The sequence below is a fragment of the Dethiothermospora halolimnae genome, from assembly GCF_037577855.1.
GTDB classification, from domain to species: Bacteria; Bacillota; Clostridia; order Tissierellales; family VENL01; genus Dethiothermospora; species Dethiothermospora halolimnae.
Genome location: NZ_JBAKFX010000063.1, coordinates 1 through 19965 on the forward strand (window position 1 = coordinate 1; position 19965 = coordinate 19965).

A 19965-nucleotide genomic window follows, 5' to 3' on the forward strand; every position below is an offset into this window, starting at 1 on the left:
GTTATATTTTAAATATCATTTGATTACTGTTTGTCAAGGGCGGCTACGGTGGACTTAGTATAATTCCACTGGTTTATCCCAGTATTATCCATAACATTAGTTTTTCATAGAACTTTTTACATTACCTTTTTTAGATACTTTAAGTTTTGTTACTCCTTCAAAAAAATTGATAATATCTCCATCATAGTAAGCTAAACATTCTTTAAACTCACAACCTCTATTTTCTTTCCCTTCCATAAGTTTTAAAATCCCTTCAATTCCTATGGTATCTAATGTATGATTTACATATGCTCTAGGAAATCCATTTAATTCCTCAATAAAAAATCCTGCATCCATGGCAATACATGGTTTCTTAGCAATTTTATATGCCTGCTTTACTTTCTGTTTAGCTATTTCTCTGATGTCATCGCCCCTGGGCTCTATAAGCTCAGCATTATATTGTATAACCTCTACATCCCTTAGACATCTCTTTGCCGATTTAACTTTTCCTAAGTTAGATGTTACAAAAACAATTTGTCTCTCATTCATTTTTCCACCTCCATTCAACCAATATATAAAAAACAATTGGTAACATAAGCTGAAAATAAAAAAATATTCAGTTTTTTTATAATGTTAATTCATATAAATTACATTCATGTACCCTTTTAAACTTATCTTTTATTTTTTCTTTCTCTTTCCCTAGATAATGGGCAAAAGAGTTGCATATAAACAATTTTTCAGTTTTTGATTCAATAGTTTCATTACTTTCATTTCCTTCTATATAAACATGTAAATAGGATTCTCTCCAGTTAAATCCTCTATTTTTGTACCAATCATTTACCCATTTATCATCCCGTGTCCATGCTTGAAGTTTCTTTATCTTCTTATTTTTTAAGATGTCTATTGATTTATTCAGTAACAATGTTGATATTCCACGATTTCTGTATTCTGGTAACACTGCTAAATGCCATATTACTCCCCCTAATTCATCTATATGATAGCATACTGTTCCCTTCTCTGTTTCATATTCTATATCTATTAACCCTACTATCTTATTATCTATTTCAGCAACTAACTCAATTGATGGATTATTATATTTCTCTTTTTCTCTTAATACATTATCAAAGTATGCACTATCTAAAAAAGATAGAACCCTGCACCTAACCCAATCTAAATTATCTTTATCTTTATATTCTCTTATTATCATTAATCTCACCCCTATAATAGCTTGTCTGATAATGTTTTATTTTCTACAGTAACTTTTAGATCATAGTATGTATAGTTTTTATAGCTAAATCCTCCAGTTACTCCAATACCAATTGCAAAAATCAACTTTACATCCCTTAAGTCTACATCATCTGGTAATCCATATTTAGATTTATTCAGTGCTTCCATAATAGCTATACTATTAACCTTCTCGAGTTTTTTATAAACGGCTCTATAATACTCTACATTATCCATTATATTTATCATATCATCAATTCTATACTTCAACGCTTTTGAAGATATACTTTTATGATCTATATTCCTAATATTCATAAAAAAATCAATATATTCTTTCTTTGTAAAACCGATATTTGCTTTATGATTTTGAAAAAATTCAAATTGCACTTGATAATCTTCATGATCTAAAAGGTCACTTAAATCTCTTCTAACATTTTCACCATTATTAAATCTATCTATGATATCTAACATTATTAAAACAGTGCTTTTATTAATTTTCATAGTTCACCTCAGCACTCTATGTAATTTATTGTTTATGTGTATAAAATATCTATTATCCCTACTAAATAACTTGATATAACTATTACTCTATCTCTATATCCCTATTTGTTATTCCCAAATAGTTTATTAAACTCCTCTAGATTTCCATTGAAAACATTTATATCAACATATGTTTCAATTCCTTTAACTCTACCTCTATTAGAATATTGCCAAAACAACCAATTACGATCATCTTTTAATTTAGGAAATTTTATTATGTCTCTTATCCAAATATCATAATCTAAGTAATCCCCTTTAATATATTTATCATATGTAGCATAGGTTACATATAAAATTGGTTTCTTATTATAATAGTCTTCTAAACTTATTATCAAATCCCATAATTCCTTTTTTATAATTTCTTTATCTTCACCTAAGCTAATTTCAATATCAATAACCGGTGGTAAACAGTATTCCTCTTTTGGAACTGTATTTATAAAGTTCTCTGCTTGTCCTAGCCCTGAACTTTCTGCACTAAAAAAATGATATGCCCCTCTTAAGATTCCCTTTTCCTTCGACTTATTCCAATTAAATACAAATTTATTATCTTTGAATGTTGTTCCTTCCGTCGCTTTCATAAAGACAAATTTATACTTATCTTTATTTATATCTTCCCAATTAATATCCCCTTGGTAATGTGATACATCAAGCCCTTTCACTTCATAGCCCAAAGTAAATATTTCATTGTGCCAAATATATCCTTTATACTCTAGTAGTCCTAAGATTCCTATTATTATGACTATAAATAAAACAATTTTTAATCTTTTCATTTTATCACCTATCTTTTTAAGTTATAATTAATAGTTCCACTATCTTCAATACATGAGTTAATAAAAATATAAAATTCTTCTTTATTAAAATTCCTATTTCCACCTGCCCAACATAATGCATAGCTTAATAGTTATAGAAAAGAATTTACTATTCCGGCTGCCTTTCAATGATTAACACCGAACAAGTCTAGTTGTAACCAGTTTCATTGAAAATCCCCTACAAAATATTCTATTTTTGGATATTTAATAGCTTAAATGTTTCTTCAATAGCTCTTAATTGATAGCCCAAACACATAGTTTTTTTTAGCTCATCTATTGTCTTCCATACCAATTCATGGTCATCTTCACTTTTTAAACCTGTATCTTCTTCGAATTTAATCAGATAAAATGCCCCTATTAATTTTAAGTATTTATCCATTTTTTGATTAAACCGATATTCAATACCTCTGCAAATAAGTTGTTTAATTTTTATACTGTATCCTGTTTCCTCAATTAATTCTCTCTTTAAGCATTCCTCTTCAGTTTCATATTTTTCTATTCCTCCACCTGCCAAAAAATCTCCATGAGATGTTTGTATTACTGCGACTTTATTTAATTTGTTAATTGCTATACCATAAACCCCTTCTCGACTTTTATAATTTTTCCCTTCTATCTTTTTCCCAAAGACTTGCACAGATGCTCCCCCTTCACTTTTTCTAATATTCATATGTAACAATATGCTCTACTTTATCTTCAATACTTTTAATTTTATCTTTAAAGAAAGCTGGAAATGCCTTATAATTTTCTAACTGATTAATTGGAAGCCAATGCATATGCTCCCTAGTACCAGCGGAATAACTGTTACTATTAAGTTTCTTTGTTCCCCTAGATTTCATCAAAAAATAAAAAGCTATCTCATGACATTTATATCCATCTAAGCTACCTGAGCCATTAAAGAAGTTTTCATGAGTAAAAGCCAACCTTTCAATCTCATATGGTATGCCAGTTTCTTCAAGTACCTCCCTTCTAACAGCATCTTCAGCCTTTTCACCGATATGTACTCCACCACCTATTGAATAATAGTAGTCATCTATTTCATTTTTAGCAAATAATACACAATCATCCTCAATAATAATTGCAGCTGCCCTATATCTAAACCAACCATTTTCCTTTGTAAATCCACAGTCTATATTCATCTTTTTTACCTCCAAGTATATAAAATTATGTCACTTATATTTAAGTAAATATCCTTTTATCCTTAAACCATATCCTTATACTATCTCTTTTTTTAATTAACCAATTACGATTATCTGGTAGTATTTCAATATTACATGATTTAGCTATATACTTAACTACTTGTCCTATAGTCATATTATCAGTCTTAATATGTTCTCCAAATAATTCAGCACTTAGCTTGTTTATGCATCTATCTATTTGTTCTGCTGCCCATGAATTCTTACCATCACCTCTTTTTTTTAATCTTTTTAATAATGTTTCTTTACTTGCTAGCAATGTAAAATGCTTAATATCAATATTTTTATATCTTAATTTCTCTATTATTTCATTAAAATACTTATCATCTGTAATCGTCATAGGAACAATGATATTACCCTGATACTCATTATAAAAATATTCTAACATTTTATAGTTAAACTCTCGCCACATTGGATAGTCTTGAAAATCATCTAATTTTAATTGGGGTGGTATATTATCTCGTATAAAAAAGCCTACTTCTTCTGGATCATATACATATGAATTTGGTATACACCTACTGAGTTCATATGCTGTATTTGTTTTTCCACTCCCAAAAGAACCATTAATCCATATTATCATTTTACAGACCTCCAAAGTAACTATTACATATGTTTTTTCTTCATTTAATTGTACCATATTATGTTATATTTATCATGTCTATTTATATGTTGAAGTTTTATCTGATCAACTTTTAATCTTATATAAATCCATTTTCAATGCATGGATATAACTTAATTAATTCTAGCTTCTTAATCTAAACCGTAAGTTAAATCATTATTATAATTGAATTTTAAACATAAAAATAACCCCTTACTATTTATAAGAGGTTACAAATTCCTTTATTTCATTGTTAACATCACTTAAGTATTTAGTTAAGTCTTGATATTTTATTTTAAGCTCTGCACTCCCACCAAGTGCATCTAAAGCAGGAACTGAAATAACAAAAGATTCATCTGTAAAGAAAGTAAATACAGAATTAGTTTTGTCTACATTATCGGCACTAATAAAACTTGCTTTAACTTCTTCATATGTATTGTCTTCCTTTAATACATATGTCTCCTCTGGTGCTGCTATTGGTGTAAACTCTGCATTAAAAAGCATATTTGCTAATTCTTTATCAAGATTTAAAAGCTCAACCAGTCTTAACTTTTTCCCAAGATTTATGTCTATATTGGTTGTATAAAATAGTTTATGGGGACGAGGTGCCTTTTCAAGCTCTCCTAATCCAAAATACTGAACACTTAAAATGTATTTATTACTTAAAGAAATACTGTATTTTATATCTAAGTTTAAATGTTGTTCTTTAGAATAATCGTCTTCATAGTAGCTAAGAACTTTAAGGGCTTCCGCCTTCAATAAAGAATTTATTTCTTTTTCATTATCCTCATCAACTAGTCCTGTTATTTGAGGAAACTTTATGTTTATATTCCTATTATCAACTTCCTCAATATATGTACCATCCATAACTTTGTATTCAGTTCCTTTTATATCATCAATCTTTTCCTGTTTATCTTCACTATTTTTATTTATGTTTTCACTTTTCTGTATGCCAGAGTTATTACTCTCCTCCTCATCATCAATATCAATAGCTATTGTGTCATCCATCTCATTATCTTCATCTAATACTTTATTAGATTGTGAAATCATACTTTTATTAGTACAAGAAGTTAAATAAGTGATGACTATCAAAATACTAGTTAACTTTACAATTTTATTTTTCATAATTTCCACCTCTTCCTAGGGACAGTTCATTATAAAAACTTGTCTTTTTCTTAATTTTTATTTCACATTCAACTCAAATACACAGTCTTCATCACCCGCAATAACTGCAGATACTAACTTGGCATCTATTTCTTTCTCTAATACTTTTTCATATAACCACCTAACATGCTCTTTACAACAATGACACCATAAACGCGGTATATTGGATTTACTTTTTCCTACCATACCACAGAAACACTTGCTAGTCTTAAATTCTACTCTTAGCATATTGTCAACATTTTTAGTTATAACCCCTGCAAAACCTGTGTTTTGCAGTTTGTCAAGCCTTTTAGTATAATCATCTGTATCTTTTTTTATCGTATTAACCATAGATACAAACTTCTTTGGTTTACATGCACACTCTTCCCTTATTCTTATAATTTCTTCCTTTGATAACAAATCTCCCATTTTATTCATTACAACCCTCATAGCTTCTCCTCGTTTTTCTTTTTTATCTTTTGATTTCAAATCTTCGCAATCAGTCAAAATTTCGGTTCTAAGTTCTTTTCCAACTACTCGGTCCATTGCTCTTGCCATTTTATTTATATAGATCATTGGATACCGCTCCACAAAAACTCCCCCTTTTAAACAACACTTCCCTATTGCCCCAAATTTTTCAAGTACCATTTAGTAGTTAACTCGATAACTTGATCTAAATGTTCTCTACAGACATGTTTTGCTTCGTAAATCACAGCAACATCTGATGTCCTACCCGACGGATGCCTAGCTCTGAGCTATTAAGAGTTATAAAACCTTCTCTGCCTAACTCCATCATTTGTTCCTGTGTAAATTCCTCATTCCAATGGTATTTCATACTGTGGGTCAATGCACCCATCAAAACCATAGTTTTAATCTCTGGCCTAAAACATCTTATACATATTAATGAACCAAGGCTATTTCCAAATAGTGCAATGCTCTCATATCCCCTTGATTTTATAAATTCAATTGCTGAATTTAAGTCATCTACCTCATTGGCAGCACTTAGAACATCTGGATTACTTTCACCGCACCACTAAAGTCAAAAGCAAATACATCAAAACCCTGTTTCTTTAAAGTTTCAGCGATTCTATCGAATCTCCCTTGGGAAGATTTATTGTTAGTAAAACCATGGGCCATGATAACAATACTGTTTGAGCCTCAAATATACAAATTCCCTACCAAAGATAAATCTCTAGAATTTTGAAATGTTAATTTTTCCATATCTTTAGCTCCTTCACTTATTTTGCCAAATTTTAGCTGTTTTTTTAACGTCTTTATTTAACCCCATATACAGTGATTTCACCAGGCAGTTTCTCATTTGTCCAACTGGGGTCCTCATTTTCCTAAATGGCTGAAAATCGTTCAGTATAATTTGTGTATTTCTTGATCCCCTTTAAATTAACCCTACAAAAAATAAATTAAATCTTCTAACCTATCTAAAATTTTATCCGGCTTTATTTCTGCTTTACTTAAACTATCTGGATCATACTTTCCAGTCTTCACTAATACAGAATAAATTCCCTGTGCCTTTGCCCCCTTTATATCTGTTTTTATATCATCCCCAACAGCAATAACTTCATCTTTAGAAAATCCTAAACTATTTAAAGCCATTTGATAAAACATATTAGATGGTTTACCAATAATTACGGCTTTTTCATCTGTAAGATTTTCAAATAATTTAGCAAAGGCCCCCGTATCTATTTTTCTTCCATCTTTAGAAATATAAAATTCCGAATAGCTTGTACTAATTAATTTTGAACCATTCATTAAGTAACCGTAAATCTTATTTAACTCTTCATAACTACAGCACTTTTGAATATCACCTAAGATAACTACTTCGGGATTAGTATCTGTTTGTAACGAAGATTTTAACTGTTCTCCTATTTTCTTTTCCCCAGCAAAACAAAAAAACTTTATATTATTTTCCTTTAAGTAATAATCTGCAATAACTATTGGGTTAAGAATATTTTCTTCCTTAGTATCCATCCCCATCTTTAATAGATTTTCTTTTATTTCTTTGATTGTTCTACCAGTTGTATTAGTTAAAAATCTATGGGGAATATTGCTTTCCTGAAGTTTCTTTATAAACTTAAATGATCCCTCAATCTCTTTCTCTTTTAAGTAAACAGTCCCATCTAAATCAATAAGAAATCCTTTTGGTTTAAAATCCATATTATCTTCCTCCTATTTAATTCATCTAGCCAATAAGTTGGCACCCAATTAGCTACTTTATCACACTTACAAAATTAACAATATTGCCATCTGGATCTCTAAACCAAAAAGATCTACTTCCCCTATTTTTAATATCTGTATGTGTAGAGTCTCCTTCAAATCCAACATTAAAAATTTTACAATAAAACTCAGTTAAAGCCATTACATCTTTTGTTATAAGACAAATACCTATAAATTCCATTTTCCTTTCCTCCAATCAATTACAATTTATATCTAATTGTACTGATTGCTGCAACGATTAGTACAATTGTAAAAACTAAACTATCAATCATTAAAGAATTTATGGCAAAACTAAAAATACAATAAATTAAATAAATACAACTGGCTACAAAAAAAGATTTTAAATGCTTTATTGCAAATACTTTACGTCGTTTACTTGTGGCAGCCTTTGCCTCTTTATAACTTGTACCATTTATCCAATAAACCTTTTCAGTCTTATAAATTATATAAAACAGAATATTTAGTAGAATTAGGGTCAATAATAATAATATTTTACCAGTAGATAATTCAGCATGTTCAAAATTCTTCTCTATAAATAGCCCTGCTGTAATCAATATAATAAAAAACCCTATCAACCATATGATAAAAAACATATAAGATTTCTTTCCATATTTTTTTCCCATCTATTCTCTCCCCTTTCACTTTATGTGATATAATAATTTAATAATCTTTTTTTATCCAATTCTCGCCTTCGGTTTGTTCTACTATTTCCTTAGTGCCATCATTTTTTATTATCTTCACTTGGCTATCCTTTACATCACTAATAGCATACCAAAACCTTTTGTTCTCTTCTACCTTAATTATCATAGCTGCTTTTTTCCCTACATACACTTCAGAAATATTATTATCATCTATTGCTTCAAAATAAATATATGGACCTTCATTCATTGACCACCACTTAATAGGACTCTCCCATCTTGTCCCTCTTGTTTTTCTCCAATTCCAATTTCCATTTTCTTTTTCATAATATGCTATAAAAATATTTTCCTTCTGGTTCTTATTTTCTATAAATATTGCAATGGCATCATTTTTATGTGAAATATTAAATTGCTTATGAATATTCTTTTTCTTCTTTACCCGTTTCTTCCATGCTCTTATGAAAGAAATCATCAAATGTTTACTCCTTTGAACAACTAATAAAAAGTGTTATACAAATTAGTAATAAATAGAAACTTTGTTTTTTCATTTTCTCCTTCTCATGGTTTAGTCGTAGAATCAAGTCTTCTTATGACTTCGGCATAATTTTAATATTATACATTAAATTTTTAAAGGTCTATTATATCTTCAAGACTTTCCCAATTATTTGTAAGCCATATTATTTCTTCTCGAAAGTCTCTGAGTTTTTCTTCTATGTCTTCATCGAAAAACCTTTCTTGAATCCACCAAGTCACTTCAATAACCCAAATCAACCTCAATGATTTATATACTTCCCCCTTTGTTATTGGAATTATTGTATTATATCCTTTGATAAAATCTTTTACTTTATATTTATTTATTGAAGTCCCATCATATGTAAAGGTCATTATTCCCCTTCCTACATCCTGTAATTGATATCCAATTCTTCCACGATCAAAATCAAGTATTTTTACATTACTATCTGTAAATAAAATATTATCTTTTGTGAAATCTGAATGAGTAAATCCAGTTTTTAATTTATAGAAAAAGTCTTGGGGTATCATTTTAATAATTTTCTCAACTCTATTACTAATCTCATAAAATCTAGTATTATGTTTTACATTACTGCTATCTATACTTTTGGAATATCTGTGTAAGTTTCCAAAGTGATCGTCTATAATTATAGAGTTACTGTAAATATTCCTTGTATCAATAGAATGTATATATGCTAGTGCTTTGCCTAACAAAAAGAGCTCATGGTTATTTACCGAAAATGTATTTCTGTGTTCTCCATCAATATATTCCATAATCATATATTTGTGTTTGTTTTTTTCTTGTATTATAGATTTATTGGCTTTAAATATTCTTGGAACAATTTTAATATTCTCATAGATTTTACTCTGAATCATTAACGCCTTTTCGACTCTTTTGATTTGGGAAATGTTATACCTTTCATCTGAAAGTTCTTTAATAACAATGTCCCCAAAACTACTATGGGCTTTCCATTTTTTATTTTTCCAACCACCAGTTATTTCTCTTTGAAATGAACATTTTATGTTGTAATGGCTTTGAATATCTTCAATAAAACTAGTAATTAAACTATCTGACATATATCCTCCTTAAAAATTCTGACGTATTTATCCCACTCATGTCCTAAAGTTTTTACTGTTTTATCTTCAACCATATTGTTAAAAGTAAAAACCAACTGGATGTCTCTAAGTTAATAACTAAGGTATTTATAGAGATTATTTTCAATATTCTTATTTCTCTAATCAAGCTAGTATCTAATAATTTTAATAAATATAAAACAGTAAATAAACTATAAATAATACTTACGATAGAAAATACAATTTGTCCATCTATCAAAAATGCTACTGCTAAAATAATGACCCATATTCCTTTTAGAAAGCCTGCAAGTAATTCGACTTGGCCCCCTAATAAACCATTTAACATCCAATCATCATTTTTTCTCCACAACTCTTTATCTTCGTATGATACTCTTGCAGAATATGATAAATGACTAGCTTGAAATATCATAGTTATAATATAAAGAATTAAAGATAACGTCCCAAATAATGCTCCTATAAATAAGAAACTATATGCTTTCATTTTTAAATAAATCACAAAAGGTATTGGTAGCCAACATATAAACATAAAACACATAAGTAAGTGAAGAAATCCACTTTCATTTTTTCTTAATAACTTCTGAAATGTTGCAACTATAGTAATAAAAATAATAACCCCTATAATTCCCATATAAAAAGCCACGTTAGCAATATTAAAACCTCCCCCTAAAATTTTATTTTTGTTTTTTTCATCCTTTTAATTATACCATATTATGTAATGTGTGTAATATGTGTCTAGAGGCTCTAAGCATTATATAATAAACTTTTAATACCATCTAAGTTAAATTTTTAATTTTTATGTACTAATAGCTCTTCCTTTAAAAGTGATAGTTAAACCATTTTATTTACTTACTATTTTCTTATTATAATCCAGTTTTATGCATAACCAATGGCCCCTTATTATAAGAGACCATTTGTCACATTTCATTCAACCTATCCTTTTATACTAACTGTTACCACTTCTACTTTTTTGTTCTTTAACTTCCTTTCCCGTGGTCAACACATATATATTTATAACAACTAAAACCGATGCAAGAATTGCCAATGCAATAAAGGCTGTTTTTAATGAAAATACATCCCCTATCTTTCCTATTAAAGGAAAGATAATGATCATAAATAAGCTAAAGACCATACTTGCAAATGATAAAATAGTTGCCCTTCTGTCACTTGGAATTAACTTGTTTATATAATCAGTCATTGCAACATATATTATACCGTCTACTCCAGAGAAAATAACGAAGAACACGAAGTGATATTCTGTTAACGCCACTCCCCAAAGACATATGGCACTTATTATTGGCATAACCATTAATATACCTTTTTCCTTTATTTTTTTCTCTATCTTGTATGCTTGAGATGCTACTACTGCTCCAATTAATGATGATACGGCTAGTACTATCCCTATTTTACTTTGAGTATATCCACTACCTTCTAGATAATTTTGAAAGTAGAAGAATAGACTGGTTCCAAATGTAAATATAACTTGAGAAAAGACTATTAAAAAGCCTATTTTTTTATTGTTTTTTAAAACATCTAAACTTCCAATAACTTGCTTTTTAATAACAGAAAATACATTTCTCGACTCCTCATGTCCTACTTCCATTTTAGGTTCAGTAAAACTGAAACACTGTATAACTGTAACTGTAGCAAATATGGCCGCCACTGTATAAGCATATATATAACTTTTGCTTGCTAAATAACCACCCAGCAAAAAGCCTATCACCTTACCTCCTTGCATTGCTATCTCTTGAATTCCAACTACTTTCATATAAGTACCATCTCTATTTAATTCCTTTAAAGAATCATATACTAAAGCTTCTCCTGCTCCTGATTCCAAGTTATAGGATATGGCTGAAAATACAAATGCCAATGCAAATAAATAAAAATTACTAGAAAATAGCAATATTATTATAGATATCAATGAAGATATTCTTCCCAATATACGGCTTACTTTTCTTCCCCAAATGTCTGCCACTGCCCCAGTTGGCACCTCCATAAGAAAAGATGTTATATGAAATATTCCTTCCACTATTCCCAATTGAAATAATGACATCCCCTTAATAGCCAAATACACCATCCATGTTCCATGGGTTAAATCTATATTTGATAAAAATATAAAAATATAATTTTTCCATACATTTTGTTTTAATTTATTTATATACTCCATAATAGTTCCTCCTATATTTTCTTTATATAATTTCTCTAAAAAATAATTCCCTCCATCCAAAATGAACATAAAAATCCCTAAGTAAATATTTACTTAGGGATTTTATATCTAAAATTTATATTATTAACTACAAAATGTATACTTTAAAAACTGATTATAAAATAACCAATGAGTAGTTTACATAATATCAAATTTTAGACCCACTTATCCCGTCGGGTCTAAAACCATGTGAAATAGGACATACTATATGTAAATAGCTTAACACACTAGAACTAGCTATAATACCCATTGTTTCTCTCCTTTTCCTTTTATAATATTAATTATATATTATTTTATGTTTATATACAATATAATTTTTACCCTCGTTCTTTCCACCTACACCTACTGCAATACATCACTACTACTTTCTTTTATAGGCCTTTCTTGTAATTCCATAAATATTACTATCCTGAAAGCCGGAGTTACAGAAATAATAATCCTTTGCTTGGCCCTCTAAAATCATTCCCACTTTTTCTAAGACTCTGCCGGAAGCTATATTATTTACAGAATGTGTGGCTTCAATTCTATTAAGTCCTATTTCAAAAAATATATAATCTATGACGGCTTTTACAGCTTCTGTAGTATAACCTTTAGACCAATACCTTTTTGCAAGACAATACCCCAAAGTGGCTTTTCGGTCATAGTCATTTACATTAACAATGCTTACAGAACCAATCAGTTCTTCACCTAATTGTATTCCCCATTGGTATGTATAGTCAGACTTATATCCATCAAACACCTCTATAATATACCCCCGAGTAAAATCAACGCTTTGATGAGGTGACCAACGCTCGTACTTACAAACTTCAGGGTCACTCATCCATTTATATACCATTTCTACATCATCAGGAGAAATTTTTCTTAATAATAACCTCTCTGTTTTAATACTCTGAGTTCCTTTATGATTTATCATATTATCCTATCCCCTTTACTTTAATATCAATACATTTATCAATGCCTCTAAAAACTTCAAATTTGCTATCACTGTAAATATCTATCTTAGAAAATATTTGAATGAGAAACATATAACAAGAAACACTATCAACACAGTTTCTTTTAAAAAAACAATGATCAATGTATATTACCTATTAAATATATTCCTACTATTGACTAAGGTTAAAAAACCGAAATCATTTAAATTATGTATTATAATTGCCGTCCAAATACTCTTTGTAAGATAAACAGACGTAGCACATATTAAAGCCAAAACTAATGACCCTATCCAAACGAACTTTTTATCCCATGTTTTTATATGAATTGCTAAAAATAGTAATGATGTTAATACAATAGCTACAACAGGATTAAATAATTTTATAAGTGAAATAAAAACAATTCCTCTATATACAAATTCCTCAGACGGTAACTCTAATAAATAGATTAATAAACTGGTATAAATTAATCCTTTGTTTATTTCTTTTTTCTTTAGTTTGATTCCTTTGGCTATTAGAATATGAAGGATTTACATCTCTTTTCTCCAGTTTATAAATGCTTTTAACATGAATAATCATAGGATTTTATCATATGCTTTAAAATATGTCTTATCTATTTCTTTGTATGTTATCATTTACTTAACCTTTCTACACATCAAATCCAAACTCTTCTATTTTCCAATTACCATCAACTTGGACAAAATATAAATTTAAAAACGTTGGTGGACTAACAGGTTTATCATTCTCATCAACATAAAATTCTCTTATATGTATTATGTAACTATCTTCCCCTTCTAAATATCCATATCCCTGAATAACCATATCCTTATACTTTCTTTTGCTATTTTCATCATATAATAGATATTTTATTTTCTGTCCATAAGCTTCGTATACTCCATAAATTTTCCCTTTTTCTTCTACTATCGAGATGTTATCAGATATAACTTCTTTTAACTTGTGAATATTGCCCTCGGTTTGTCCTCTTACAAAGGTTAAAGCTTTATTACTTAATACTGGAAATAGATCTTCTTGTTCTTTTATACTTTCAATATAGGCCTCCTTTTTCTCTAGCTCAGATTCCAATGCTTTAACTTTTTCCTTCAATTTATTTACTTCATTATTATTTTCTATATCCGATGTATCATCTTTAGGTGTACATCCTGATATAATCAGAATACACATTAAAAAAGCAACTATGATTTTTTTCATAATTTATAGTCCTCCTTAATCCTTCCTGCTATTTTTATCTTGTGATAAATGAAAACTGTAGGCTATCATATCGTTATGTAATTGATAAGCATTTTACTAATTTCTTCTTTATTTATATATAACCTTTTTAATACTTTTTGCGTAGTTCATTTATTCTTTTCATCAATGGATTGTAATAATCTTGCCACCACCCTTTTTCAGGTATAATAAAATGACCAGCAGGTAGGTAACCTGACTTTTCAATAATTTTTATATTATCTCCTATACCTTTCATGCTGGGATAGTTAGATCCCCAAAACTCTTCCATCTCCCTCGGTCTATTTTCTCTTAGCCATGAAAGCTCTGATACCACTAAATAACCACCAGTTTTAATATACTTTTTCCACTCTTTTATCCCTTTTTCAAAACCAATAATATAGATTGCCCCTTCACTCCATATGGTGTCAAAAGTATTTTCTTCAAATTCCAGTTATCTTTCCATTTAGATTTTTAGCAATCTCAATGGTTTGCATTTCAGGACCACATCCTATATCAAGTACAGTTGGATTGTTAGGTATATCTTTTAACATAGATATAGCCTGTCTTGTTGAATCATTATCTCCTGGACCTTCCCTTGGTATATCATTATGTATCTCAAAAAATAAATCCATATTGTATAATCTCCTTTTCTAGTAATTCTAATGAACTGTCCCTTTAATAAAATCTTATTGTAACTTATTAATAAAATATTCAATTTCTTTTTCATCTAAGTCTTGTTGACTCTGATAAATCTCTTCCAGTTCCTTTAATACACTATTAACCTCTTCAGAGAATATATAAAACTCACAAAACCATATATAATCCACCCATTTAAATAGATTTATATCAGTTAATGTCTTATCCTTTACATTTAATAATATACTCCTTACTTCTGACTTATCTATAGTTACAGGGTTTTCATAAAAATATTCGGCAAATGAATCATCAATATAACTATCTAACTCTTCTTCAGTTATTTTCATTGTCTTAAATTGATTTAATTTATCATAAGCTTTATAAATCTCTGAATCTGATTTTTCAATATCACTGGCCTTTTTTATCTTTTTTATTCCATTAAAAATACATGCTAACCCAAACCCACCAACTAAAACAGTAAGAAATATTGCTGCTACGGGCTCATCACCATCAAAATATATATGTCCAGCCAATATACCTACAGCAATAAGTACACAAATAAAACCAGTAATAAATGTGCCTCTGCCTTGTTTCCATAGATTTTTTGGTCCTTCATCATAGATTTTAGAATAGGTTTCTTCTTCTGATACATCTTTAAAATATTTTTCTTCCATTATCAATCTATCCTCCACTCTTTATTACCTTCTAATTTATATCCTTCAAATAAATATCCTCCTACAAAGTTTAGTAGTTCTTCCCCTAATTCCATAACCTTGGAAGAGTCCTCTTTTTTAAACAAAAGATCAAAACTTTCATTATATCTTAGAGCAAAATCTGGATTATATTTTTTCATAATACGTACAATTGATTTTCCCTTTCCCCTCCAATATCCTTTTGTTCTAAAATATAGTTCCGCTAAGTCTTCATATAATCTAACTGCTATAGCCATCTGCTCATGACGATTTCTACTATCCTTTAAATCATCAAGTAGATTAGTTATATTATATCTCATACTATCTATCTTCTCGGGATTGGTTATCTTAGGACCCTTTTTTATATGCTCCCTAGCCAGTGTTTTTAACTCATTAGATAGTTTAGTTTCTGATGGTATAACCATACCCTCATTTATCATTGTTGCCATCACTGGCCTTCCTTCATTGTAATCAAGATTATATATAAAATATTTTAGAGTTGACATATCATGGGCAAATACCTCTACCATAGTTCCCTCATATATAAATGACTCACGAAAAGCTTTATCTACTTTTTCATATATTACAACTATATCTAAATCCGATGTTTCTGTACCTTCTCCTCTAATTATTGATCCCGCTAGCATTAAAAATTCTGCATCACTATATCTTTCTTTATAGATTTTATTAGCAATTTGTATGTAGTTCATTGTGTCATCCCCTTATCTTTTAAGATTTTTTAACCTTTAAATATCTATGTAGAATTCCTAAGTAAATATTTACTTAGGAATTTTCTATTCAAACCCTGTATCATTATATATCTTTAACCTTTTATCACATTTAATTTGTGCATCAAATACATTTTTTTATAGCCTCGATTTTCTTTACTTTTGAAACTAAATCTTTTAATTCATCATCTATCTCAGGGGATGCCCCTACTTATTTAGCTATCTCTCTATTCCTTCCCTTGCTATTATCCCTTTTTGATAATAATGTTTGATTTCCTTCATTTCTGTTACCAAATCCGCAAATTCTATCAGTTCTTTAGGAGCATAACGTCCTGTTATTATTACCTCCACTTTAGGTGATTTATTCTTTAATATATCAAGTACATCATCTACAAAAAACAATTTATAATATAAAGCTATATTAAGTTCATCCAAAACTACTACATCATATTCCCCGCTTGATAATACTTCCTTACATATTTCAAGCCCTTCCTTAGCCCTCTTGATGTCTTTATCAGTAGGATCATTATAAATAAAACAGTCCTTTCCAAACTGATGTATTTCAAAGTTTGGTAAGTACTCTATAGCCTTAGTTTCATTATACTCCATCCCCTTAATAAATTGTCCAAAATAAACCTTCTTGCCAGCACATACTGCCCTCATTGATAGCCCCAATGCTGCAGTAGTTTTACCTTTACCATTTCCCGTATATATATGAATATATCCTTTCTCCACCAAAACCCCTCCTGTAGGGACAGTTCATTTTCAAAGTTTGTCCCTATTTAATTATTTTAAAATATATATTTGTTTTATATAATATAGCTCATCTTTTTAATTAACTTTCATAGCTTGTCCAATATGTTTGAGTAATAATTATATTATATGTGATTTTTCTAAAATTTAGATTTTATCTTATGCAACATTTAAATTGATGAACTCTTCAATCAATCCTTTATATTCAATTTTTGTATCTATTATTTTAGACCCCATACTACATAAAGTAGAAACTCTAGACTGACTTATATTACCTATTATTCCGCATATGTCTTTAGTCTTAACATCGCAGTATCTATTTAGAAGTAATATAAATATAGCTTTTCCTTCAGTTCCATCTCTTTTATACCTTTCCATTAATACTCTTCTATCAATACCTATATATTTACATACAAATTTCTCAACATACTCTGGATTATAATCCCTTATTATAATATGCCTTTCACTTCTATAGTCAGTTTTTTGATCCTTAAATTCAATATGCCTTTTAGTCTTTTCATCATTGCTATTTTGAATATATTCTCCCATAAATTCTCTACATCTTTTCTGTGCCTTTTTAGAATCTTTACTGAAAATTCCCAGCATAAAACTCATATCTAGTACACAATATCTATTTTCAACCAGTCCCATATAAATTCCAAAACTGGAATAGGGATATTCCTCTTCCTTACCACTCCACCCCGGTATATCTTTACAATTATTATGTATATATCCAAAACACACCTTAAGATACTTTTCCTCTGATATGATTTCACTTCTAAATCTATCAGCAAATAAGTGTCCCTTTCTCTTATACCTTATATTATATCTCTGAGCATAAGACTGATTTATTCTTTGCATAAACTTCGATACATCAGCTCCATTAGAATCTATCATAAAATGGGCACGATTATCCATTAAATAATAGGCATATACCTTAAAGTCAAATATATTTTGGTATTTTCTTATTATACCTAAGCACATTTCCTTATCATGATCTTTTTTAGATAACTTTGAATCTCCCACACTTTTAACCATAATATGATATATGGAATCACAACTTTTTTTACGGGAAGTTTGGGGCATAATATCACTTCTTATATTTTATAAGTGATATTATTGACATTAATTTAGTTTATATACTTTAATACTTTATAATGAACTGTCCCTTAGCTTAATTCCATGTTTATGGCTATGAGTATATGAGCCCTTAATCTAACCTTTCATCTTCGGTTTAATTATCCATTAAAATTTATATAAAAGTAAAGTAAAAATGGTAAAAATCATAAGATATTTATATGCAAAAGCTTTTCTTTCTTCCTTTATTCAATTTATCTTTTTCCTTTACTATATTATGTTTTCTTTACTATTTATAATGTTTTATAAATTTTTAACAAAATTAATAATATTATCATCTCAACCTCTAAATCCAAAAGACCTACTCCCCAAGTATGGGTCTTGAGTTTCTTTATGATTCTACTACTATAATTTTTTAACTACACTAAAAGGCAGCTTCATAATAGTACCAATGGTCTACAATTTTCATTGTGTAATACCAATTGTCACCATTATCTTCTTCCCATTTCCAGCCCTCACCATCCGCTTCTAGTTTAATAGGGGCTGCTTGAAACCCTAATGGTTGGTTCTTGCTTACATAATAAAATCCATAATATATTGAACTTGGGACAATCCCAAATCCATAACAATAGAAGTCAATATATATTTCTCCATCTTTTAAATAATATGGTGTTATATCCTTAACTTCTTCAATCTCATAGATTTTATTATACATATTATTTTCCACACACTTGTTCAAAAACTCCTGATTGTCATCAACCAGTTTTACAATCTTATCCTCTTTTGAGCTTTTAAAAATGAAAAATAATGGTATCGCAACAATACAAACTAATATAATTATAATTTCCTTGTGTTTTTTTGTATTACTTTTTATCTTTAACACCTCACATATTAACAAATTAGCATATGATCTTGTCCACCAACTATAGTTACCTAATTCCCATTAGTTTTAATTACTCCATTATAAAATTCCCTATAATTTTATTAATCCAATAAATTAACAGTTTCTGTTTTTTCAATATATTCTTGACCTTCAAAATATTCAAAATAAATCATATTTGCATCTATAAATTTCACCTTTATTATAGGACTTGTAGCGGCCGGTGAAAAGTTTTTTGTAATAACTTTATATATCAGTTCCTCTTCAAAGGCATCTGCTATTATTAAGCTTCCATTTTCATAGTATACAACTTTCCCATCGTCAAATGCTAAGTAGTTAAAATAAGATTTTGATATTATCTTATTATTTAAATCCACAAATGTTGTATAACGTGCTGGGCTACCTACTGATATATTTATCTCTAAAGTATCAGTGTCAAGCTCCCTTAACACTGGTTCTACTGGAGAAAACATATCATGATATTTATTGCCTGATTCATCATATAAAGTTATATAGTATTCATTGTCTGATACCTTATTTAGTTTATATGTATTTTTCTTTTCCTCTTTATCAACCACATTATTAACTTCTTTATTCAATACAAAATTCATACTGCTACTTCCTAGATAAGCATATTTAGAATCATTTTTTATCTTGTATTCATATTTATTAATATGTGGAATAACTATCAAATAAGAAGCAAACATTAATGTTATTATCTCTTTAATCATAAAATACCTCCCTATTATCTCAAGGTTTTGTCAAAAGTTTCATCAAAAAACCTTGACAAAACCTTTATTTTTACAAATTTATATATAAAATACTTGCCACCCCCAAAAATAGGGTACAATTTTATTGACAAGATAAAATTAAGACCAA

28 protein-coding genes are annotated in these 19965 nt (G+C 28.9%); all 28 read right to left on the reverse strand.

Going from position 1 to position 19965, the window contains the following annotated elements; all coding sequences use genetic code 11:
• Nucleotides 1-96 precede the first annotated feature (96 nt).
• Entirely contained in the window at nucleotides 97-528 is a 432-nt protein-coding gene (locus V6137_RS17720) for a non-canonical purine NTP pyrophosphatase (RefSeq protein ID WP_425449306.1), read from the reverse strand.
• A 76-nt stretch (nucleotides 529-604) separates the two neighbouring features.
• Nucleotides 605-1186, reverse strand: a complete 582-nt coding sequence (locus V6137_RS17725; protein ID WP_425449307.1) for a GNAT family N-acetyltransferase — start codon at nucleotides 1184-1186, stop codon at nucleotides 605-607.
• Nucleotides 1187-1197: 11 nt separating this feature from the next.
• A complete protein-coding gene (locus tag V6137_RS17730) occupies nucleotides 1198-1704 on the reverse strand; it encodes a hypothetical protein (RefSeq protein ID WP_425449308.1) in 507 nt (168 codons plus the stop codon).
• A 101-nt stretch (nucleotides 1705-1805) separates the two neighbouring features.
• Nucleotides 1806-2513: a GH25 family lysozyme gene (locus V6137_RS17735; RefSeq protein ID WP_425449309.1), complete on the reverse strand. Its 708-nt coding sequence runs from the start codon at nucleotides 2511-2513 to the stop codon at nucleotides 1806-1808.
• A gap of 229 nt (nucleotides 2514-2742) precedes the next feature.
• Nucleotides 2743-3219, reverse strand: a complete 477-nt coding sequence (locus V6137_RS17740; RefSeq protein WP_425449310.1) for an NUDIX domain-containing protein — start codon at nucleotides 3217-3219, stop codon at nucleotides 2743-2745.
• Nucleotides 3209-3688 (reverse strand): NUDIX hydrolase, encoded by a 480-nt coding sequence (locus V6137_RS17745; protein ID WP_425449311.1) that lies wholly within the window; start codon nucleotides 3686-3688, stop codon nucleotides 3209-3211. Before V6137_RS17745 ends, V6137_RS17740 begins: the two co-directional genes overlap by 11 nt.
• A 40-nt stretch (nucleotides 3689-3728) precedes the next feature.
• The gene (locus V6137_RS17750; protein WP_425449312.1) at nucleotides 3729-4325 is read right to left on the reverse strand and encodes a DEAD/DEAH box helicase family protein; all 597 of its coding nucleotides are present in this window, start codon (nucleotides 4323-4325) and stop codon (nucleotides 3729-3731) included.
• 234 nt (nucleotides 4326-4559) lie between these two features.
• On the reverse strand, nucleotides 4560-5468 hold the full coding sequence (locus tag V6137_RS17755) for a hypothetical protein (protein WP_425449313.1): 909 nt from the start codon (nucleotides 5466-5468) through the stop codon (nucleotides 4560-4562).
• A 57-nt stretch (nucleotides 5469-5525) separates the two neighbouring features.
• The gene (locus V6137_RS17760; RefSeq protein WP_425449314.1) at nucleotides 5526-6077 is read right to left on the reverse strand and encodes a DUF6144 family protein; all 552 of its coding nucleotides are present in this window, start codon (nucleotides 6075-6077) and stop codon (nucleotides 5526-5528) included.
• 411 nt (nucleotides 6078-6488) lie between these two features.
• Complete coding sequence (locus V6137_RS17765; RefSeq protein ID WP_425449315.1) at nucleotides 6489-6623, reverse strand: hypothetical protein; 135 nt, start codon at nucleotides 6621-6623, stop codon at nucleotides 6489-6491.
• Between the two features lie 267 nt (nucleotides 6624-6890).
• Nucleotides 6891-7658, reverse strand: coding sequence for an HAD-IIA family hydrolase (locus V6137_RS17770; RefSeq protein WP_425449316.1), 768 nt, complete (start codon nucleotides 7656-7658; stop codon nucleotides 6891-6893).
• Between the two features lie 52 nt (nucleotides 7659-7710).
• Nucleotides 7711-7899, reverse strand: a complete 189-nt coding sequence (locus V6137_RS17775; protein WP_425449317.1) for a hypothetical protein — start codon at nucleotides 7897-7899, stop codon at nucleotides 7711-7713.
• A 19-nt stretch (nucleotides 7900-7918) separates the two neighbouring features.
• Entirely contained in the window at nucleotides 7919-8341 is a 423-nt protein-coding gene (locus V6137_RS17780) for a hypothetical protein (RefSeq protein WP_425449318.1), read from the reverse strand.
• A 37-nt stretch (nucleotides 8342-8378) separates the two neighbouring features.
• Nucleotides 8379-8828, reverse strand: a complete 450-nt coding sequence (locus V6137_RS17785; RefSeq protein WP_425449319.1) for a hypothetical protein — start codon at nucleotides 8826-8828, stop codon at nucleotides 8379-8381.
• A gap of 155 nt (nucleotides 8829-8983) precedes the next feature.
• Nucleotides 8984-9943 (reverse strand): phosphotransferase, encoded by a 960-nt coding sequence (locus tag V6137_RS17790; RefSeq protein WP_425449320.1) that lies wholly within the window; start codon nucleotides 9941-9943, stop codon nucleotides 8984-8986.
• Nucleotides 9944-9995: 52 nt separating this feature from the next.
• Entirely contained in the window at nucleotides 9996-10589 is a 594-nt protein-coding gene (locus V6137_RS17795; RefSeq protein ID WP_425449321.1) for a hypothetical protein, read from the reverse strand.
• A gap of 315 nt (nucleotides 10590-10904) precedes the next feature.
• A complete protein-coding gene (locus V6137_RS17800; RefSeq protein ID WP_425449322.1) occupies nucleotides 10905-12125 on the reverse strand; it encodes an MFS transporter in 1221 nt (406 codons plus the stop codon).
• A gap of 400 nt (nucleotides 12126-12525) precedes the next feature.
• The gene (locus V6137_RS17805; RefSeq protein WP_425449323.1) at nucleotides 12526-13077 is read right to left on the reverse strand and encodes a GNAT family N-acetyltransferase; all 552 of its coding nucleotides are present in this window, start codon (nucleotides 13075-13077) and stop codon (nucleotides 12526-12528) included.
• A gap of 168 nt (nucleotides 13078-13245) precedes the next feature.
• Nucleotides 13246-13623 (reverse strand): CPBP family intramembrane glutamic endopeptidase, encoded by a 378-nt coding sequence (locus tag V6137_RS17810; protein WP_425449333.1) that lies wholly within the window; start codon nucleotides 13621-13623, stop codon nucleotides 13246-13248.
• Between the two features lie 118 nt (nucleotides 13624-13741).
• Nucleotides 13742-14302: a hypothetical protein gene (locus V6137_RS17815; protein WP_425449324.1), complete on the reverse strand. Its 561-nt coding sequence runs from the start codon at nucleotides 14300-14302 to the stop codon at nucleotides 13742-13744.
• A 127-nt stretch (nucleotides 14303-14429) separates the two neighbouring features.
• Nucleotides 14430-14654: a hypothetical protein gene (locus tag V6137_RS17820; protein ID WP_425449325.1), complete on the reverse strand. Its 225-nt coding sequence runs from the start codon at nucleotides 14652-14654 to the stop codon at nucleotides 14430-14432.
• Nucleotides 14655-14760: 106 nt separating this feature from the next.
• Nucleotides 14761-14952, reverse strand: a complete 192-nt coding sequence (locus V6137_RS17825; protein ID WP_425449326.1) for a class I SAM-dependent methyltransferase — start codon at nucleotides 14950-14952, stop codon at nucleotides 14761-14763.
• Nucleotides 14953-15006: 54 nt separating this feature from the next.
• Nucleotides 15007-15630 (reverse strand): hypothetical protein, encoded by a 624-nt coding sequence (locus tag V6137_RS17830; RefSeq protein ID WP_425449327.1) that lies wholly within the window; start codon nucleotides 15628-15630, stop codon nucleotides 15007-15009.
• Nucleotides 15631-15632: 2 nt separating this feature from the next.
• Nucleotides 15633-16358 carry a nucleotidyltransferase domain-containing protein gene (locus tag V6137_RS17835; RefSeq protein WP_425449328.1) on the reverse strand — a complete coding sequence of 242 codons (726 nt, stop codon included), beginning with the start codon at nucleotides 16356-16358 and terminating at the stop codon, nucleotides 15633-15635.
• Nucleotides 16359-16595: 237 nt separating this feature from the next.
• Complete coding sequence (cobO, locus tag V6137_RS17840) at nucleotides 16596-17111, reverse strand: cob(I)yrinic acid a,c-diamide adenosyltransferase (protein WP_425449329.1); 516 nt, start codon at nucleotides 17109-17111, stop codon at nucleotides 16596-16598.
• A 177-nt stretch (nucleotides 17112-17288) separates the two neighbouring features.
• Nucleotides 17289-18215, reverse strand: coding sequence for a transposase (locus tag V6137_RS17845; protein WP_425449330.1), 927 nt, complete (start codon nucleotides 18213-18215; stop codon nucleotides 17289-17291).
• Nucleotides 18216-18630: 415 nt separating this feature from the next.
• The gene (locus V6137_RS17850) at nucleotides 18631-19089 is read right to left on the reverse strand and encodes a hypothetical protein (RefSeq protein WP_425449331.1); all 459 of its coding nucleotides are present in this window, start codon (nucleotides 19087-19089) and stop codon (nucleotides 18631-18633) included.
• 101 nt (nucleotides 19090-19190) lie between these two features.
• Nucleotides 19191-19817: a hypothetical protein gene (locus V6137_RS17855; RefSeq protein ID WP_425449332.1), complete on the reverse strand. Its 627-nt coding sequence runs from the start codon at nucleotides 19815-19817 to the stop codon at nucleotides 19191-19193.
• Nucleotides 19818-19965: the final 148 nt, after the last annotated feature.